This is a genomic window from Lactobacillus kefiranofaciens, assembly GCF_014656585.1.
In the GTDB taxonomy this organism is placed as follows: domain Bacteria; phylum Bacillota; class Bacilli; order Lactobacillales; family Lactobacillaceae; genus Lactobacillus; species Lactobacillus kefiranofaciens.
In genome coordinates this window covers 1356430-1374428 of sequence record NZ_CP061341.1, presented here as the reverse complement: position 1 = coordinate 1374428, position 17999 = coordinate 1356430, and the positions used below count along the sequence as shown (strand labels likewise).

Genomic DNA, 17999 nt, shown 5'->3' with positions numbered 1-17999 from the left:
TTAATAGGGGAGTTTTGATCGTGATTTATTTTGATAATAGTGCAACAACAAGAATCGATCCTCAAGTTTTAGATACATATAATAAGGTAGCAACTAATATTTGGGGTAATCCTTCAAGCTTGCATAAGATGGGAGATCGTGCTCATCAATTGCTTGAAGCATCACGTAAACAAATTGCAGATTTATTGGGAACTAAGCAGCATGAAATTTTCTTCACCTCTGGTGGCACGGAATCTAATAATACTGCAATTAAGGGAACCGCGATTCAAAAGCGTGAGTTTGGCAAACACATTATTACTTCTAGTGTTGAACATGCTTCGGTTGCTAATAGTTTTACTGCCTTAGAGGATTTAGGCTGGCGTGTAACACGTTTGCCAGTTGATAAAGAAGGCAGAGTTAATGTTAATGACCTTAGAAACGCACTTGATTCTGATACAACCTTGGTATCAATCATGGGAGTTAATAATGAAATTGGCACGATCCAACCGATTGATGAGATTAGCGACTTATTAGAGAATTATCCAACTATTCAATTCCATGTAGATAATGTACAAGCATTAGGAAAGAATATTTGGGATAAGATATTTACGCCAAGAGTTGATTTGTCTAGTTTGTCAGCTCATAAGTTCCATGCACCACGAGGGATTGGCATTCTTTATAAAAAAGAAGGCAAGATGCTGTCTCCACTTCATGATGGTGGTGGTCAAGAAAAAGGATTGCGTTCTGGTACCGAGAATTTACCAGCAATTGCCGGGATGGCTAAGGCAGTTCGCTTGCTTTTAGAAGATGAACCAGAAAAAGCGGCCCGTGAAGCTGCAATTAAGGCCAAGATTGTAGATTATTTGAAGCAAAAACCAGGAATCGATATTTTTTCACCGGTTAGTGACGGCTTTGCGCCCCATATTCTTTGCTTTGCCTTAGAAGGAATTCGCGGTGAAACTTTGGTTCATACATTGGAAGATCAAGATATTTATACTTCAACGACTTCAGCTTGTGCATCAAAGACTGCAGATGAAGCCAGCACCTTGGTTTCTATGCGAATTGATGATAAGATTGCTACGAGTGCAATTCGATTGAGTTTTGATGAAACTAATACGCTTGCTGAAGCAGACGAATTTATCAAGGTTTTTGATAAGATTTACAATCATTTTGCTAAAATTAATCATTTGGGAGAAAATTAATGGAATATACAGAAGTTATGGTCCGTTATGGGGAGCTCTCAACTAAGGGAAAGAATCGCAAGGACTTCATCAATCGCTTAGCTAGCAACGTTGAAAAGGTCTTAAAAGATTTCCCTCAAATTGACTTTCACCCTCGTCACGACCGGATGCATATTGTTTTAAATGGCGCACCTTTTGCGGAAGTAGATAAGCGCCTTAAGAAAGTATTTGGTATTCAAACCTACTCACCAGCTATCAAAATTCCTAAGACTTTGGAAGATATTGAAAAGACTTCTTTAGAATTAATGCAGGAAACTTTTAAGCCTGGCATGACTTTTAAGGTTAATACTAAGCGTAGTGATCACAAGTTTGAATATGATACTAACCAACTTAACAATTTGGTTGGTGATTATTTATTCGATCATATCGACCACTTGAAGGCTGAAATGAAGCACCCTGATTTAGTACTTAGAATCGAAGTGCGTCAAGATGCTGTTTATATTTCTAACCAATTGCTTCATGGTATCGGCGGGATGCCCGTTGGTACTGCTGGCAAGGCTGTGATGATGCTTAGTGGTGGTATTGATTCACCAGTTGCTTCATACCTTGCAATGAAGCGTGGGGTTGATATTGAAATGGTGCACTTCTTCAGTCCACCTTACACTACTGAAAAAGCTTTAGCTAAGGCTAAGGAATTAACTGGTATTTTGGCAAACTATGCAGGTAAGATTAACTTTATCGCTGTGCCATTTGCTGAAATTCAGGAAACTATCAAGGAAAAATTGCCAGAAGGTTACTTGATGACTGTACAACGTCGCTTCATGTTGCAACTTGCAGACCGTATTCGTGCTAAGCGCGGTGGTCTTGCAATCTTTAACGGTGAATCTGTTGGTCAAGTTGCTTCACAGACTTTGCAATCAATGGTTGCTATTAACGATGTGACAACTACACCAGTTATTCGTCCAGTTGCTACAATGGATAAGACTGAAATTATTAAATTGGCAGAAGATATTGGTACTTTTGATCTTTCAATTCAACCATTTGAAGATTGTTGTACTATCTTTGCTCCACCACGTCCTAAGACTAAGCCAAAGCTTGATAAGGCTCGTGAATACGAAGCTCGTCTTGATGTTGAAGGCTTGATTCAAAGAGCGATGGATGGAATTGAAGTAATGCCAATTTATCCAAATGAAAAATTTATCAACGATAAGATCGAAGAAGATCAAGATTTGTTGTAAAAAGAAAGCATTCTATAGTAATTGACTATAGGATGTTTTTTGCTAGAAAAATCTGATTTTTATCTATTGATTATTTCTATTAGAAAGTAGGAATTTCAAATGACAATAGGAGAATTACTAAAATCAACTCGCTTAAATGCTGGCTGGACTCAAAAAGAAATGGCAGCTGGTGTTGTTTCGGAATCGTTTTATTCTAAAGTAGAACGTGGGATTCATAATATAGATGCAGATACTTTGGTTAAGCTTTTAAAAGCTAGAAAAATTAATCCTGTAGGTTTCTTTAAACAGGCGATTGACATAGCTGGTAATGAGAAAAATACAGCAAGTAACACGATAATATTTAAAACAATGCATGCAACTAATTCCAGAGATTTGCAAGAATGGCAGCAAGTGTTTGAAGAATATAAAGAAAGCAAAGAAAAGGGCGTTGAATACACGCAATGGGTGAGCTATGTGCTTGATCTCGGGCGAGCATGGATCTTACGTTCACCTGAAAACATTACACCAAAAACACGTGACCAAATTAAAAGGGTGCTTAATGAAAAAATTGGAATATATTTACTTTTAATCTCCTAAGTATGTGTCTAATTGCTCTTGATCCTGAGCAAGTAAAGTATTTTACTCATCGAGCTTATGAAACCTTTAAAAAAACTAACGGAATGCTAGATGATAATAGTACTATGGTAATGAATATGGTCGCGATTAATTTTTTGATCTATGCGTATTTACATAATTTTGATAAGAAAGATTATCAAGAGATGTTCGGATTCTTTAAGAGTCTGCCGATGTTACCGCAATATTTTGCGACAAGAATGGTTTTTAAATATTATCAAGCCTTGGTAAGTCAAGATCAAAAAGATATTGAAAAGTATGGTTCAATTTTACGAGATGAGAAGATGATGAGCGTATTGCAAGATAATAAGAATTAAGCAGAAAGGGCTATTTTAAAGCCTTTTTCTTTTGTCCTAAAAATTAAACTTTCGATATAGAAAGTTTGAACACTATTTGCACACTTTTAAATAACATAGCTTTGGAGTGATGAGAATGGTAACAATTGGACAACAGTTAAAAACAATACGACGCATATTAAATTTAAATCAAGCACAAATGTGTGCAGGAATTCTTAGTGAATCGTTTTATTCTAAAGTAGAGCGAGGAGTAAGTGATGTAAGTTTTACAAAATTACTAGCTCTTTTGAATATTCATAACATCTCGCTTTATGATTTCTTTGAAACATTTGATGAAGAGAACCTGCCAAATGTCAAGCTGAAGAAAGAAATTCATTCTGCCTTCAATAACCGTGACATTAGTCAGCTTAGGAAGATCAAGGATTCTTTGGATGATACCAAATCAGTTGAGTCACTAAAGGTTAATTTGATGCTAGCTTCATTAAACGACCACGTTTATAAGGTCCCTGAAGAGATTCAAGAAAATTTTAAAGCAAAGTGCTTAAAAGTTAATTTACGACAGCAAAAAGACTTTTGGAATTTGGCAATCTCTACTTCTCTATATAATTTCAGCGAATTAAGATCATTGATGGACTACATTTTAGAAAATACATTCACATTAGATTTAACAGACGACACGATGTTGATTTCATTGATGAATTTGATAATTAATTATATGGATCGATGCTATCATGAAATGCGGACGGATAATATTCATGAGATTGAATCTTTTGTAGAACAAGTACCTGATGCTTATGCAATTATTTTTCATAAATTAATTGTGAAGTATTACTTGGCCTTGTTTGATAAAAATGATCAATTGGCTGTGCAAATCAAGAACTTATTAAATAAAAGTGGCTATCAGCGTTATGTGGCAACTTTACCAATAATTAAATAGAGGAGTTAACTATGTTAATAGGTGAACGTTTAAAAGAAATTCGTGAATCTTTGAAATTAAATAGGACTCAGATGGTATCTGGTACTATTAGTCGATCTTTTTATTCCCGTGTAGAAAGGAATGAAAATCTGATTAGCACTGGGGATTTGATGAAAATCATGTATTCTCATGAAGTGCCAATGGTTAAATTTTGCCAAGGATTAGGCAACACTCAACCACAACTTCACGTTTATCACAAGAGGATTCTATATGCCTATTTAAAAGGGGATGTAGATGCTCTGGACAAAATTTATCATGAAGGTAATTTTGCAGATTCGAGAATAAAGAGTTTTATCATTTTGCTTGCTTCTAAAATTGAAGGACGAATTGAGGAGGCAAAAGAAATAATACAAAAGGATCCAAGTTATAGTTGCTTGCAAGGAAATGACTGGAATGAAGAAAATCTTTGGTTTACTTTTTTTATCATAGATCTTTATGATTTTAATCAAGTACAGAATTTAATTGATACGCTTTTTAATAAATATCATGCTAAAGATGTAGATGAATGTACGATGCGTCTGGTATCTAGGATTTTGGTTAGATATTTGGATCTTTGCTTTAAGCAAGGCAAAAGAAATGATGAGATGAAAGAGGCAATTGAACTTTTAAAACTTTTACCAAGTAATGTGGAATTTGGAGTTTATAAAATTCTAGCAACTTATTATGAGGAATTATTGGATGGCAATTTTGAAAATGCTCAGTTGATTGTTGATCTTTTACAGAATGAAGATTTGGATTATAAGGATATGGCAGGTAAGTGATAATGCTGACAGTCCAGTTTGGGTGAGCAATAAGAAATTACATAGACCATACTTTAAAAAATGAAAATGACTTGAATTGAAATGATTCTAAGTCATTTTTTTATGATATCTACGACTCTCTTAACTTCTTACTTTTAAGTAGGAAGTGTTTTATTTTAGAAATTTACATTAAAAAATCAAAAATAAAAGTGTATCTGCAAGAAAAAAGATTTCTTTGTTCAAATTGTAGATAATTAATTTTTGGATAAAAATGTCGATTTGGACTATTTGCGGACTTTAGAAATGCGTCATTCATAAAATATGTCTGCAGATGGGAAAATGAGGTTGCAGATATATGAAAATTGGCGAAAAATTAAAAATGGTACGTTTATCTTTAGGGATGAATAGAAAAGAATTTGTAAAAGGAGTCATTGATAATTCATATCTAGCATCTGTAGAAAATGGAGAAAGTGATATTCGAGTAACTAGCTTAATTAATATTCTTCAAAAAAATAATATATCCGTTGAGAATTTTTTTGAAGATTTTGATTCTAAATATCCATTAACCAGTTTTTATCAAGAAAAAGTAAGTACAGCTTTTTATAATCATGATATTAATGATCTCCAAAAAATAATAGAGAATCCAGAATGCTATAGCTTAGTGGTTAAGAATATAGCAAAATTATTAATTGCAGATCTGGAAGGAAAAATAGATGATCTTCCAATTGATATGAAAGCATCTATTAAGCATTCCCTTTTTCAGACTAAGAAAAAAACTAAAGACTATTTATGGATTCTAGCGAATTCAATGCAAATCTACAAATTTAAGGATTTAGAAGGCTTGGTTAATGCAGTTTTTAATGGTTTTCATGAAGCTGTTGATGAATACGATGATCAGACAATAAAGTTATTAGCTGATGTTGCGTTAAATTATCTAAAGATATGTTCAAAAAATGATCATGCTGATCAAGAGAAAAAGAAGGCAATAGATTATTTAAATTATTTACCTAATCGATCATGCATTGTAGCTGAAAAACTTGAGGGTAAACGATTGATTGCAATACAAGAATCCGATTATCAAAAGGCAAAAAAGATTTTTAATCTGATTAGGATGGAAAATAAATAAATTAAGAATGAATATGGATATAGGTAAAAGATTAAGAGAAATTAGAATAAGACAGGGGGTAAGTCAACGAGAGTTTTGTCAGAATAGTGTGACAGAATCTTTTTACTCACGGGTTGAAAATGGTAAGAGCAACATTGGCATTACCAATTTGATAAAGCTACTGGACCATAATCATGTTTCACTTTATGAATTCTTTCTTCCTTTAACAAATTATCCTTTTAAAAAGCAAGTAATGAGTGCATTCTTTGATCAAAATTTAGATGCGTTAAAAAATTATAGCAAATCAAAGGAAATCGAAAATTATGATCAGCTTGAATTCAAATTAATGTTAGCTATTTTAAATGGTAAGACTACAGAAATCTCTAATGGAGAAAAAGAGAAGATAGAAAAACAAATTTTTACACTTGGTAAATTTGACACAGATATTTTATTCAATATTGGTTTATTAATATCTATTTCAGATTATTCCTTGGTAAAAACTATTTTTGAATATGTAATGAATTCAGCTCAAAAAGATAAAATGGATAATTTTACATTGAATATTTTAAGTGAAATTATTTTTAACTTTATGGATCGATGTCTTCACGAAAAAGATGTTAAAGAAGCAAAAAAAGCAATTTCTTATATTTTGAAATTGCCTAATACATCGATTTTATTAATGAATAAATTAAAGGCTAAAGCTTGTCTCTGTGACCTTAATGGAGATGAAGCTAGAATAGACGAAATTATTTGGGCATTGAAGCTTTGTGGTTATCACGGATATATTTGTGAAAATAAGCATTAAAAGTATAAGTAAAATAAATTAATTAATTAATGCCACCAATTAAACGACTATACTTGTTAAAATTAGCATTGTTAATGCGGTAAGTATGCGCAGCCTTGTGCATCTTAGATAAAGCCATTGTTATCAACAACAGCACGATATATGGTATAAAAAAGGGATCACCATGATCTATCAATTTTCCATTCATAGAATATGTGCCTGCATCCATTGCCTAGCCATTTTTACAGTATAATCAAAATAATGTGTCCCCTTTCGGTTAGCTAATTTATGATAATGATTATAGATTATAGCCAGCTACCGTATTAATGCAGTTTGAATATTTGCACTAGTGACTAAATAAGTACTACCAAAAAGCAAAACTCATCACGGCAGCATCAATTAACTTCTTAATAATCTTATGATTTTCTAAAATGTTCATAATTTATGGATACTTCTTATTTCTATTAAACTTTTTGATAATATCTGTATCATAAGACTATTTTTACAATGAATGTATTTCTTTTATTGTAGATATTCTTTTAAGCTACAAGTAATAATATGGCTTTAATTAAATTAAAATAAAATTTCATGATTTAAATGTATATTTGCAAGAATAAGACCAGTAGTTTGAAATTGGATTTATAATGTAATTGACATTGTTATCGTAAAAAATAAAGTTCTTAATTATAAAAGAGGTATATATGATTATGAATGAAGTTTTTGAATTTAACGAAAAGATTGCGAAAATGGCTAATGGTTTAACGCCTGATAAAGCAATTGTTTTTACTGCAGGAAGTTATTCCGATGAGAAACCAGATCAAGTGGGCTGGGCATTAGTAATTCTTCACAAGCCTGAAGAAAAACCGATTCCTTTCAGTGGTATTGCAAAAGAGCAAAATAAGGAAGGCGAAAAGAAGACAGGTCATCGTAATATTTTTGGTGAAGTTTATGCTGCAGAAAAAGCTTTTGATTGGGCAAAGAACAACGGAATTAAAACTCTTTACTTATACAGCATGTATAAAGAAATACATGGTTGGCTAAAAGAAAATCATGATGCTAATTATAAAATGACTCAGAAGTTTCAAAGAATTGGACTTGATTTTCAAACTAACATTCATTTGCTGGTTGGTGATAACTATAAAGTAATCAGTAAAAGTAAATACGGCAAAATGGCAAAGGATTTAGCCCAGAAGGTCGAAGAATAATATGGAAAAGAAATATTATGTTTTAACCAGTAAAGATAGTTCACGAAAAGTCTTTTATGATATATGGGATAATGTGAAAAAATTCCCTAGAAAAGGCATTAGAACTTTCGATTGGCTAGAAACTATGGATCAGAATAGAGCAGAAGCAGAATACTTCCAAGAACACGGCTATACACATTTAGAGGAAGAAATTGAAAAAAGAAAAAAGAATCTCCAATCCGATGAGGCTATAATCTTTACTGATGGTAGCCATCAAAATAAGAATCTTAAATATGTTGGCTTTGCTGCTATCATTATAACAGCAGAGGATGAAACACAACTTAAGGGATGCAGCGATAATTCAGGTATGGTAAAACATGCTAATGTTAGTGGAGAAATATCTGCTGTTGAAATGGCCGTTTCTTGGGCTAAAAGACATGGTCTAGAATCCTTATACATCTATCATGACTATAAAGAACTAAAAGGTTGGGTGGATAATAATGACCATACAAAGACGGATATCTCTGGGGACTATGTTAAGTTTATTAACCAGCAAAGAGACAATGGCATGAAAATCGAGTTCACACGTGTACCTGGTCACCGTGGTTTTAAAGATAATGAACGTGTTGATAAGTTGGCTCAAGGAGCTATCCCAGAACCTAATGAAGATATGAAATAAAATACTAAATATACTAAAAAACAATGCATTTTGTTTTGAAGTGCATTGCTTTTTTGAGTGTTTTAGAGATAAAAGGATATTTTTAGATGGATAATAAAGAACAAAATCTGCGAAAAATAAATCAAACGTATTATTACTATAAAACTTGGTTTGATTTAAATAAACAAGAGGAGAAAATTAGAAAATATAATCCACATGTTAGTTTAGGGAGTTCAAAGGTTGGAGGAGAAATAGATTTTATAAGTAATAATATTCTTAATTGTCAAGAAAACTATAATAAGGCTAAAAACAAAGAAGGAATAGAACCATTACCTAATAAAGCAGATTATAAATTGGAATGGGATAAAAAAGAAGCACAAGAGTATGAGCCTGAAGGCTGTCTAGGTTTTATCTTTGTCGTCCTATCTTTTGGAGTATTTTTTCTTTGCATTTGTCTTTCAGCTCCATTAGGTGTATCAATGGCGGAAAAGAGTGTTGATCGTTCGATGGCTTTTTCTTTAGCGTGGGCGGTTATTTCGGTTATGATAGCACTTTTATTTCATCACTGGCTGACCAATCTCTATATTACTAAGAAAGAGAAGCCAATACTAAATAGTCGGTATGAGGCATATGAGAGAGATTTGAAGAACGTAAAAGATCATAATCGAAAGGTCGAAAGTCAAAACGATACAAATGTCAGAGTATTACCAGCAAGAATTGAAAAATATAAAAAAGAAATCGAATCTTTAGAAAAGTATCAAAAGCCACTTGAACAAGCGGAGAATACAGTTCGTAATCAGTTAATTGCGAAGAATAAAAAGATTCTAAAGCAATTCATTGATAATAAGAATAATTTTCTCAAAAATACATATCACTTCACTGTTCCACAGCAACATCAATTCAACTGGGGTTATTATGGTGGATTGTACGAGATAATTGAGACAGGACAAGCAAAAGAAATACCAGACGCCATTCGTATTTTGGAAGATAGATATCAAAGAGCAGAATTGGTTGCTGGCTTAAAACAACAATTGCAAAAGAGTGAACGAAGATTATCAGAAGTGATAAAAGAAACAAGCCAAAATATTATAAATGATTTGACTCAAACTATTAATAAACAAACAGTTGCTATAACCGGTCAAATCCAGAATAATACTAATCAATTGAGTATGGTTCAAGATACTATTAGTAACTCAACAAACAATGTACTTTCATCATTAAACTATCTTAATTCTTCAGTAGATGGGTTACATGCTGATGCTGCAACAGTAAACATGAATTTAGACAATTTTCAAAACGAAGTTAATAAAGGTGTGAAAAGCATTAATCAAACTATAAATCAAAATTTCAAAGAAGCAGAGCGTTATTACTAAAAATGTACAATTAATTTTGAAAGCAATTTTTGCATTCATTTTTAACATAAATATTAATTAAATCCTGCTCGTGGCAGGATTTTTCGTTTGATTCATTTTTTCGGTATTGAAAAAGTAAATTTGAGTTCTAAAATCATATTAAAGTATTATTAGTTTTTGTCACTAAAAAAGTTTATCTACAAGAAGGACTACATATAATTTACGGTTGTTTTATGATAAGCGTGTTATTAGAACTTGGATGAAATACGAGGTATTTATGAATTATGAATATCTTAGAAAAACAAAATATTGTTAAGAAGTTAGTCAGTGCTGCCGCGATGAGTTTTGCATTGCTTGGTGGCGCTTATTTAGTTAATAATCAAACTAATCAAACTGTGCAAGCTGCACGACATGTTGTTAATGTGCAAACGCCCGGTGCAATTAGTCATTATATTAAATTGGCTAATAAGCCTGGCACACATTATTTTAATAAGCAATTAGAAATGATTAATTGGGCGGCTAATAGTCCAACCTATAATATGCATGGTGAAAAGCCTGAACTAACCACTACTTTTGGTGGCGATGATATTGTAGGTACCAAAACTATTAATGATAAGCATTATTTTATTGCTAATAATTATCCAGGTCACTTCTTAACTTTAGCCAAAGACTATTATGCACCTGTAAGTTACCAAATTAATAAAGGCAAAACTTTACAAACTTATAACCGTGGTGAAACTAGTGACGATAATGGTGATCCGGTTTACCTTGATTCAGTTGGTAAGAATTTAAAGTTTGGCCATGGTAAGTACTTTATGGTACTTGATAAGCGTGGAACCGGTAACCGTGTAAAAATTCAAGGTGAATGGTACTTAGCTACTGCTGACCAACACGGATACTTACGTTATATTAAGCAAAGTGATTTACGTAAGATGCATAAAGCAGCTCATAAATATAATGTTAATGACGCCAGATTTGACAAGCATGGGCACCTTATTGGTCATATTTATGAACTGAATTAATTTATCTTACTTACACCTTTAATCGTGGATTGAGTTGTGCTTAAAGCTGTAATTAAGTATCTAATTATAAGTCAAAATGTTTGGCAACCTTGATTTCTGTTATTACTATCTCTTGGTAGAAGCAAGAGGGACGTAGGTTGTAGGGAAGTTAAGGCTGTAAATTTGCAATAGTTTCTTCACAACCCAGTTTAACAATTGCTTGTCCAATATCTGTGCGAGTAAGATTTCGATTCTTAGTATCCGCAAATGCTGGCAAGCCATCACTTTCAGCCATCCGATTAATAATTTTAATATCGCTTAAACAAGCATTATGGATATTAGTCCGTGTTTGATCCAGATGTTGCACGGCATCCCTATAATCAGCGCCAGATTTTTCGTTTTGCCAAGTTGCAATTTGATCATCGAAGCGGAGAACGATTAAAGCATACTTTTTGAAATTGGTTTGACATTCCCTAGCTAGATTTTCTTTCAAATTATCGCTACTGTTAGCGTAATATTCTAAAACATCCATATTGAAATGAACAATCACATTTAGAGGTATTCGTTTGTGAATATCTTTAATATAAGTATTGATTAAATCTTGCTCAGTTGCAGGATTTTTTGCTAATTTCGTTTGCCTTAGAAGTCGAACTGCTTTAGTTAAGTTGGCTTTAAAGTCTTTACTTTCGGCTAAATTGAACATAATCTGATCAACTTGCTTTATTTTCTCAATTTCATGTGAGTTCATTGTGTGGCCTTTCTATAGCTAATTATCTAAATTTAAATACCATATGATATTATAATCACAAGAAATTGCTTACCAGAAATATTATTACTTCTTTTGGAAAGCTTAAATTACTCAACGATTTAAAGCACTGACAATATGTTGAATTTGGTGTGGATGAGATTAAGTATATTGATTGGAGCAAAAGCAAATGACCATAGGTGAGGCGTTAAAACAAACTCGTTTACGTGCAGGACTTACGCAGAAAGAAATGGCTGCTGGGATTATTACACCTTCCGCTTATTCTAAAATTGAACGTGGTGTTCATTCCGTTGATGCAGAGGTACTGATTAGTATTCTGAGTGAACATCATTTTGATGTTACTGGCTTCTTCGCACAATTAAACTTTCAAACATCTAAGGAAGAACCTAATTTTGAATTGTTGAATCAAATTTCTTTTGCGCAAAATAAAAAAGATCTTGAAGCTATAGATAAAATCTCCGCTCAAGTCAAAAAAGATGGAAAAATTCCTTTTAACATAGAATTTAGATTACAAGATGCTTATGCTTGGGTACTTCATTCCAATAAGATGGTTACTCCTGAAATGAAGAAGAAAATTAAATCTTTGATTTTGAATAAAGAATGGGATCGACCAACTTATCATTATTTGAGCCAGGCTATTATTTTGCTAGATATTGATGATGCGTATTATTATGTCGATTCGGCTTTTAAGGCATTTCATAAGAATAAGATTAAAGATACTTTTACTCTTCAATTTGTTGCTTTAATTGCAGTAAATTTTCTAAATTGCTGTTATCATCAGCATGCTAGTAACGCATATGCTAAAAGAGCAATTGACTTTTTGCGGTCACTGCCACTTGATCCAGTGATTGGATTTTATAGTATTATTGCTACTTATTATGAAGCTCTTTTTGATAATGATCAGGAAAATAAAGATATGGTAGTAAAGATTTTGAAAAAGAGTGGTTATCTTCCTTTGATTCAAGATACTTTAGATTAAAAATAAGATAAAAGAACACCGAGAATTTATTAGAGATAATAGATTCTCGGCGTTTGCGTTTATTGTAAACCTAAATATGAAATTTCGTTTTTTTAAAAGTATATCTGCAGATATTATTTGTAAAAATACAAAAAGTGAAATAATTAAATGCTTCAAATAAAAAGTCGATTTGGACTATTTGCAGAAGATGGATTCATTCATTTCTATGATGAAACTGTAAATCAAAAAAATGAGGTTTCAGATATGACAATAGGTGAGAAACTAAAGGCTCTACGATTATCTTTAGGCTTAAATAAAAAAGAATTTGCACATGGAATAATTAACAGTTCTTATCTTGCTTCTATTGAAAAAGGTGAGAGTGAAATTAGAGCTATTGATTTGATTGAAATTTTACAACAACATAATCTGTCAGTTCTTTCTTTTTTAGTTGATTTTGGAAATGTTAAGAGTAATCTTGCTGTATATGAGCATGAAGCAGATAATGCTTTCTTCGCTCAGGATACTCAAAGGTTAATTCAAATAGGCAATTTATGTCCTAATACTTTGATCAAAGAAGTAATTCAATTGATGGTCGCTAAATTAGATGGTAATCTAGCTGATTTTCCAAAAGATATTCAAACTAAAATAAAGAAAATCTTTTGGCAAATAGAAAAATGGGATATAAATTCTTTATGGATATTATCTAACGTGATGGAAATATACAGTTTTGATGATTTAGAAGGACTGGTCCATTCCGTTTTTCATAATTTGGTTTATTTTTCTGACTATGAAGATGAAACTATTAAATTATTAGCTACTATTACATATAATTATTTACGTATCTGTTTAACTCAGGTAAGAGTTAATGAACAAGAAGTAAAAAAAGCGAGTTTATATTTAAGGAAGATACCATCTATCCCGGCAGTGGCATACGAGAAAATGAAGGGAGATTATATACTAGCATTGCATTATTCATACTATACTACGGCAGAAGAAATTGACAAAGTACTTAAAAAAGTTAGGGAAGGTGAACTGAGACCTAAAAATTAGACAGTTTAAAATACAGGATTAATAGAGGCTTGATTCCGATATTCTTTCGGAGTTAAGCCTTTTAATCTGCTCTTTATCCTTTCTTCGTTATAGTATTCAATATATTCTTTAATAGCTTGAGTTAATTCTTGAAGGCTATGGTATTTGTACTCTTGATCGTAAAACATCTCTGTTTTAAGCAGACCAAAGAAGTTCTCCATTAAACCATCATCCATGGAATTGCCTTTTCTAGACATGCTTTGAGTAATGCCCTGAAGTTTTAAGGCACGTTGGTATTGGGGACTCTGATATTGACAGCCTTGGTCAGTATGAAAAGTGCAGTTATTAAGAGCTGTTTCTTTAACGAAAGCTTTATCAAGCATCGTCATTACTAAATCCATATCTGGATGTCTTGAAATAGAATAAGAAACTATATCGCCTCCACAACCATCCAAAATAGGCGATAAATATAGCTTTTCACCATTAAGGTGAAATTCAGTGATGTCAGTATACCATTTCATATTAGGCATTGGCGCAAAGAAATCACGATGAATCAAATTAGGTGCTATTTTGCCAATAGTACCTTTATAGCTCGAGTATTTGCGCTTATTGCGTCTAATGCCCTTAAGGCCTAGTTTATGCATCCAGTAGCGAACTGTTTTTTCAGTAATGTTCCAGCCTTCTTTAATTAGCTGCAGCGCTACTCGGCGATAGCCATAACGGCCTTGATGATGATTAAAGATTTCTTTGATCTTGGCAATAAGCTTAGGGCGCTTAGGCTTTTTAGGTTTTCTTTTAATGATCTTATAGTAAGAGCTTCTGGCAATTATGGGCAGTTCTGGATGCTCAGCGATTGCTTCTAGCACATAGTCCCAGCTGACCTTAAATTCATGCCTTAGATCAGTAATTGCCTTAGCTATCTCTTCTGATCTTTTTCCTGATCCAAGGCCTGCAGTTTTTTTACGTATTCGTTCACAATACGCAATCGCAAGTTTTCTTCTTTCAGCTTTTGGATCTCTTTCTCCAGTTCCTTGCGCAATTTTTGACTCTCTTTGACCACGGGCAGGACGTCCTTTCTGTTTGATAATGACATTATACCCGTTTTCTTTGTATTCTATAAGCCAATTGTTAAGCCTGCCAATGCTTTTGAAACCTAATTCTAGAGATAATTGAACATCTGACTTAGTACCAAAGATAGCTTGTTCAATTGTTTGTTCTTTAAACTTCTTAGAATAAACCCGCTTTCTAGTATTCAAAATATTTGTTCCATGCATATCAATCAATCTAAGCATGTAATCCAGATTAGCTAAGTTCATTTTATATGCTTTTGACAACTGACTGATTGAGATTTTCTCATCTTTCCATTTACGATAAATTTCTATCTTTTGTTCTTTATTAAATTTAGACATAGTAAAAGACCTAAAAGTGTCTCACTTTTAGGTCTCACTTCAAGATGGCAGCCGCCCTGGCTTTTTTATTGGTTTTAAATTAAAAAAAGCATAAAAAATATAAATATGCAGATCTTACTAAATATCTAGTTCTATTAGTGATAATAAATGCTGAATTGACTATTACTTATGAAAAAAGTCCATTTGGACTATTTGCAGAATTTAGTATTTGTCCTTCGTAATATTGATTAAAAACAAATACGAAGTGAGTGATTAGGATGGATATCGGTAAAAAACTAAAGAATACTAGGGTGTTTTTAGGGTTAACGCAAGAAGAGTTCTGTGCAGGAATCGTGACAGAATCTTTTTATTCACGTGTTGAAAATAATAAAAGTAAGATTAGTATGAGTGATTTAATAAGCATACTGAATTATCATAATATTTCGCTATATGATTTTTTTGCTTCTGCTGATAAGACAGTGCATGACAAGAAGCGTGTGATGCAGTCATTTATTAATGATGATGCTAACAGATTGAAAAAGTATCAACATCTGTTAAAACCAGCTCAAAAGAAATATCAATTAGAGTTTAAACTGATGCTTTCTATTTTAAATGACCAGATTGGGGAGTTACCTAAGGGGACCATTGAAAAAGCACAACGACAGTTTATAAGAATTGGCAAGTTAGATATAAATACTCTATTTTACATTAATTTACTTGTTCCCATTGTTGAGTTTAGAACATTAAAAATCATTATGAATTACTTGATAAGTTCCACTGAATCAGGTAAATTATGTGATTTTTCATTACAACTTTTATGTCATAGTTTATTGCATTTCCTTAATCGTTGCTACAAAGAAAAGGATGAGCAGGAAGCTAAGATGGTAATAAAATTCTTTAAGAATATTCCTACAACTTCCTATATTTTTTTGGAAAAACTTTTGGTGAATTGCTATGAATGTTTATTTAGTGGGGATGAAGTCAAATTAGAGAGTATTGTAAGAGTTCTTAAATTATGTGGGTATGGTAAATACGCTGTTGGTTTTGAAAGAATTAAAAATAATTTTGAAACGGAATGAATTTATGAAGTCTCTGATAGTTGAAATATAACTAGTATAGTTATAACTTTAAATAACTGAAACTTGAAAGTCGGAAATCATGCTCTTCCGGTATGGTTTCCGACTTTTCTTGCTAAAAAATAAAAACGCAGGATTTCTCCGCGTTATACTTTAAGTGTCAAATCCAAAGTAAAGGAGATCCTACGCAATGAAAAGTATAACGCAATTTGACCAAGAAAAGGACACTGAATCCTTAATTTCTGCTTTTGTTAAACTAATTGGTCTAGCTGGGCTAAGCAAAAAAGTAAATTTTAGACGACATTCCCTGGTTAGCCTGTTAATGGTTATTACCTGGATGATCAAGGCTAGATTTGCGAGAAAGTCGCTTAACCGCTGTCAGCGCGCCAAGAATTTTACTGCTAAAACTGGCAGAAGCTGGTCTGGTTGGCTGCTGTCAAGCTGATTTCTGTTTTGAAGCCAGCAATTGATCGGCGTCGAAGATTAGCTTTGATCGTTGATGATACGCTGATGGCCAGACCGTGTTCTAAAAAGACAGAATTATTGGCTAAAGTCTATGATCATATGACAAGCATGAATTTTTAACCGGCTATCGTGGTCTAACTGTTGGCTGGAGCGATGGCAATACCTTCTTGCCGGTTAATTTTGCTTTGATGTCAACTAAGAAAAAAGAGAATATGATTGGCAATCAGCCTGTTACTGCTGATCAGCGCTCAATTGCCGGTCGTAGAAGAACCCAGGCTCAAAGACCAATGAACGCTGTCACGCTGGAGCTGCTTAAGCAGGCTGTCGCGCTGGGCATACCGGCTGAATACGTCTTATTCGACAGCTGGTTCTCTTCACCTAAAATGTTCTGGCAGCTGAAACAATTAGGGTTAGACAGCGTAGGCATGCTTAAGCAGACCAAGAAAGCTTATTATCGTTACCGTGGCCGCCTTTATGATGTCAAAGGCCTGTACGAGCGCTTAGCTGCTTCCAAAATGCGTCAAAAAGAAGACTATCTCTATAGCAGCGTGGTCGAAGCTGAATATCAGGGACATGTTTTCCAAATTAGATTAGTCTATGTCACTAAGCGCGGCGGTAAAGGAAAATATTTGGTACTGGCAACCACGCAATACAAGCTGCGTCCGCAAGAAATCATTCAGCTCTATGGCCGCAGATGGCAGATCGAAACCTATTTTAAAGCAGCCAAGCAATACTTAGCCTTAAACAAATCACAGATTCAAAGCTATGACGGGCAATGCGACTATATTGCCATAACTGCTTTGACTTATGATCTGCTGGCCTGGCAAGAAAGACAGAGTATCGATGATCGAACCTTAGGCGATTTGTTTTATTTAATGAACGATGCCTCGCCCGATTTAGCTTTTGAAGAAGCATTGGTCTACCTGCTTACAGCCTTAAAAAAAGTAAAAGCAGAAATTTCCGCCACAGTTGAACAAATATTAGACAACTTTATCAAGTTATTGCCGGTTTTCATGCAAAAGCAGCTTCTTAGGACAGCTTAAAAACTAAATTAGTAGTGAAAAAGCCAGATCCGATAAGGAATCTGGTTAGTTTTAATGCTTTCAAGTTTCAGTAAATAATTTTCAATTAGTTCAAGTAGCTTATATCAACAGTGAAAAATATTAATTTCTTTTACAAAGTAAGGAATAAAATATATCTTCGAGATTTAA

18 protein-coding genes and 1 pseudogene are annotated in these 17999 nt (G+C 33.1%); 16 read left to right on the top strand and 3 right to left on the bottom strand.

Annotated features, from left to right (window positions below):
• Window positions 1-20 precede the first annotated feature (20 nt).
• The 8 genes from ICI50_RS06800 (at window position 21) to ICI50_RS06765 (ending at window position 6932) form a co-directional block, all read left to right on the top strand.
• Window positions 21-1181 (top strand): cysteine desulfurase family protein, encoded by a 1161-nt coding sequence (locus ICI50_RS06800; RefSeq protein WP_056941101.1) that lies wholly within the window; start codon window positions 21-23, stop codon window positions 1179-1181.
• Complete coding sequence (thiI, locus tag ICI50_RS06795) at window positions 1181-2398, top strand: tRNA uracil 4-sulfurtransferase ThiI (protein WP_054640514.1); 1218 nt, start codon at window positions 1181-1183, stop codon at window positions 2396-2398. Before ICI50_RS06800 ends, thiI begins: the two co-directional genes overlap by 1 nt.
• Window positions 2399-2497: 99 nt before the next feature.
• Window positions 2498-2974 (top strand): helix-turn-helix domain-containing protein, encoded by a 477-nt coding sequence (locus ICI50_RS10845; RefSeq protein WP_236694800.1) that lies wholly within the window; start codon window positions 2498-2500, stop codon window positions 2972-2974.
• Between the two features lie 2 nt (window positions 2975-2976).
• The gene (locus ICI50_RS06785; RefSeq protein ID WP_056941102.1) at window positions 2977-3327 is read left to right on the top strand and encodes a hypothetical protein; all 351 of its coding nucleotides are present in this window, start codon (window positions 2977-2979) and stop codon (window positions 3325-3327) included.
• A gap of 115 nt (window positions 3328-3442) precedes the next feature.
• Window positions 3443-4243 (top strand): helix-turn-helix domain-containing protein, encoded by an 801-nt coding sequence (locus tag ICI50_RS06780; RefSeq protein WP_054640513.1) that lies wholly within the window; start codon window positions 3443-3445, stop codon window positions 4241-4243.
• Window positions 4244-4254: 11 nt separating this feature from the next.
• On the top strand, window positions 4255-5043 hold the full coding sequence (locus ICI50_RS06775; RefSeq protein WP_056941103.1) for a helix-turn-helix domain-containing protein: 789 nt from the start codon (window positions 4255-4257) through the stop codon (window positions 5041-5043).
• A 334-nt stretch (window positions 5044-5377) separates the two neighbouring features.
• Complete coding sequence (locus tag ICI50_RS06770) at window positions 5378-6148, top strand: helix-turn-helix domain-containing protein (RefSeq protein WP_056941104.1); 771 nt, start codon at window positions 5378-5380, stop codon at window positions 6146-6148.
• Between the two features lie 13 nt (window positions 6149-6161).
• The gene (locus tag ICI50_RS06765) at window positions 6162-6932 is read left to right on the top strand and encodes a helix-turn-helix domain-containing protein (RefSeq protein WP_162253463.1); all 771 of its coding nucleotides are present in this window, start codon (window positions 6162-6164) and stop codon (window positions 6930-6932) included.
• A gap of 22 nt (window positions 6933-6954) precedes the next feature.
• On the opposite strand, the gene ICI50_RS06760 is transcribed toward ICI50_RS06765, so the two are convergent.
• Entirely contained in the window at window positions 6955-7140 is a 186-nt protein-coding gene (locus tag ICI50_RS06760; protein WP_056941105.1) for a hypothetical protein, read from the bottom strand.
• Window positions 7141-7618: 478 nt separating this feature from the next.
• On the opposite strand from ICI50_RS06760, the gene ICI50_RS06755 reads away from it, so the two are divergent.
• The 4 genes from ICI50_RS06755 to ICI50_RS06740 all read left to right on the top strand — a co-directional run bounded on the left by ICI50_RS06755 (window position 7619) and on the right by ICI50_RS06740 (window position 11127).
• Window positions 7619-8116, top strand: a complete 498-nt coding sequence (locus tag ICI50_RS06755; RefSeq protein ID WP_126963180.1) for a ribonuclease H family protein — start codon at window positions 7619-7621, stop codon at window positions 8114-8116.
• 1 nt (window position 8117) lies between these two features.
• Window positions 8118-8774 carry an RNase H family protein gene (locus tag ICI50_RS06750; RefSeq protein WP_188891387.1) on the top strand — a complete coding sequence of 219 codons (657 nt, stop codon included), beginning with the start codon at window positions 8118-8120 and terminating at the stop codon, window positions 8772-8774.
• 86 nt (window positions 8775-8860) lie between these two features.
• On the top strand, window positions 8861-10126 hold the full coding sequence (locus ICI50_RS06745) for a hypothetical protein (protein WP_188891385.1): 1266 nt from the start codon (window positions 8861-8863) through the stop codon (window positions 10124-10126).
• 263 nt (window positions 10127-10389) lie between these two features.
• Complete coding sequence (locus ICI50_RS06740) at window positions 10390-11127, top strand: hypothetical protein (protein ID WP_052541348.1); 738 nt, start codon at window positions 10390-10392, stop codon at window positions 11125-11127.
• A gap of 148 nt (window positions 11128-11275) precedes the next feature.
• On the opposite strand, the gene ICI50_RS10840 is transcribed toward ICI50_RS06740, so the two are convergent.
• Window positions 11276-11854, bottom strand: coding sequence for a DUF3232 domain-containing protein (locus tag ICI50_RS10840; RefSeq protein WP_233759020.1), 579 nt, complete (start codon window positions 11852-11854; stop codon window positions 11276-11278).
• Window positions 11855-12041: 187 nt separating this feature from the next.
• Here ICI50_RS10840 and ICI50_RS06730 point away from each other — a divergent pair, with 187 nt between their 5' ends.
• Both ICI50_RS06730 and ICI50_RS06725 read left to right on the top strand, forming a co-directional pair.
• The gene (locus tag ICI50_RS06730) at window positions 12042-12851 is read left to right on the top strand and encodes a helix-turn-helix domain-containing protein (protein WP_188891383.1); all 810 of its coding nucleotides are present in this window, start codon (window positions 12042-12044) and stop codon (window positions 12849-12851) included.
• A 147-nt stretch (window positions 12852-12998) separates the two neighbouring features.
• Window positions 12999-13880: a helix-turn-helix domain-containing protein gene (locus ICI50_RS06725; protein WP_188891381.1), complete on the top strand. Its 882-nt coding sequence runs from the start codon at window positions 12999-13001 to the stop codon at window positions 13878-13880.
• Window positions 13881-13885: 5 nt separating this feature from the next.
• Here ICI50_RS06725 and ICI50_RS06720 read toward each other — a convergent pair whose 3' ends face one another.
• Window positions 13886-15268: an IS3 family transposase gene (locus ICI50_RS06720; RefSeq protein ID WP_188891379.1), complete on the bottom strand. Its 1383-nt coding sequence runs from the start codon at window positions 15266-15268 to the stop codon at window positions 13886-13888.
• 257 nt (window positions 15269-15525) lie between these two features.
• Between ICI50_RS06720 and ICI50_RS06715 the strand changes: the two genes are divergently transcribed.
• Both ICI50_RS06715 and ICI50_RS06710 read left to right on the top strand, forming a co-directional pair.
• Window positions 15526-16326, top strand: coding sequence for a helix-turn-helix domain-containing protein (locus ICI50_RS06715; protein ID WP_188891377.1), 801 nt, complete (start codon window positions 15526-15528; stop codon window positions 16324-16326).
• Window positions 16327-16513: 187 nt separating this feature from the next.
• Window positions 16514-17831 (top strand): annotated as a pseudogene (locus ICI50_RS06710) (IS4 family transposase).
• Window positions 17832-17999 lie beyond the last annotated feature (168 nt).

What these genes read in the sequence shown, in the direction of transcription:
- ICI50_RS06760 (WP_056941105.1), bottom strand. Translation starts at nt 7,140, where the DNA reads ATGGATGCAGGCACATATTCTATGAATGGAAAATTGATAGATCATGGT.
- ICI50_RS10845 (WP_236694800.1), top strand. Translation starts at nt 2,498, where the DNA reads ATGACAATAGGAGAATTACTAAAATCAACTCGCTTAAATGCTGGCTGG.
- ICI50_RS06720 (WP_188891379.1), bottom strand. Translation starts at nt 15,268, where the DNA reads ATGTCTAAATTTAATAAAGAACAAAAGATAGAAATTTATCGTAAATGG.
- ICI50_RS06755 (WP_126963180.1), top strand. Translation starts at nt 7,619, where the DNA reads ATGAATGAAGTTTTTGAATTTAACGAAAAGATTGCGAAAATGGCTAAT.
- ICI50_RS06730 (WP_188891383.1), top strand. Translation starts at nt 12,042, where the DNA reads ATGACCATAGGTGAGGCGTTAAAACAAACTCGTTTACGTGCAGGACTT.
- ICI50_RS06715 (WP_188891377.1), top strand. Translation starts at nt 15,526, where the DNA reads ATGGATATCGGTAAAAAACTAAAGAATACTAGGGTGTTTTTAGGGTTA.
- ICI50_RS06745 (WP_188891385.1), top strand. Translation starts at nt 8,861, where the DNA reads ATGGATAATAAAGAACAAAATCTGCGAAAAATAAATCAAACGTATTAT.
- thiI (WP_054640514.1), top strand. Translation starts at nt 1,181, where the DNA reads ATGGAATATACAGAAGTTATGGTCCGTTATGGGGAGCTCTCAACTAAG.
- ICI50_RS06770 (WP_056941104.1), top strand. Translation starts at nt 5,378, where the DNA reads ATGAAAATTGGCGAAAAATTAAAAATGGTACGTTTATCTTTAGGGATG.
- ICI50_RS06740 (WP_052541348.1), top strand. Translation starts at nt 10,390, where the DNA reads ATGAATATCTTAGAAAAACAAAATATTGTTAAGAAGTTAGTCAGTGCT.
- ICI50_RS06780 (WP_054640513.1), top strand. Translation starts at nt 3,443, where the DNA reads ATGGTAACAATTGGACAACAGTTAAAAACAATACGACGCATATTAAAT.
- ICI50_RS06785 (WP_056941102.1), top strand. Translation starts at nt 2,977, where the DNA reads ATGTGTCTAATTGCTCTTGATCCTGAGCAAGTAAAGTATTTTACTCAT.
- ICI50_RS06725 (WP_188891381.1), top strand. Translation starts at nt 12,999, where the DNA reads ATGCTTCAAATAAAAAGTCGATTTGGACTATTTGCAGAAGATGGATTC.
- ICI50_RS10840 (WP_233759020.1), bottom strand. Translation starts at nt 11,854, where the DNA reads ATGAACTCACATGAAATTGAGAAAATAAAGCAAGTTGATCAGATTATG.
- ICI50_RS06750 (WP_188891387.1), top strand. Translation starts at nt 8,118, where the DNA reads ATGGAAAAGAAATATTATGTTTTAACCAGTAAAGATAGTTCACGAAAA.
- ICI50_RS06775 (WP_056941103.1), top strand. Translation starts at nt 4,255, where the DNA reads ATGTTAATAGGTGAACGTTTAAAAGAAATTCGTGAATCTTTGAAATTA.
- ICI50_RS06765 (WP_162253463.1), top strand. Translation starts at nt 6,162, where the DNA reads ATGGATATAGGTAAAAGATTAAGAGAAATTAGAATAAGACAGGGGGTA.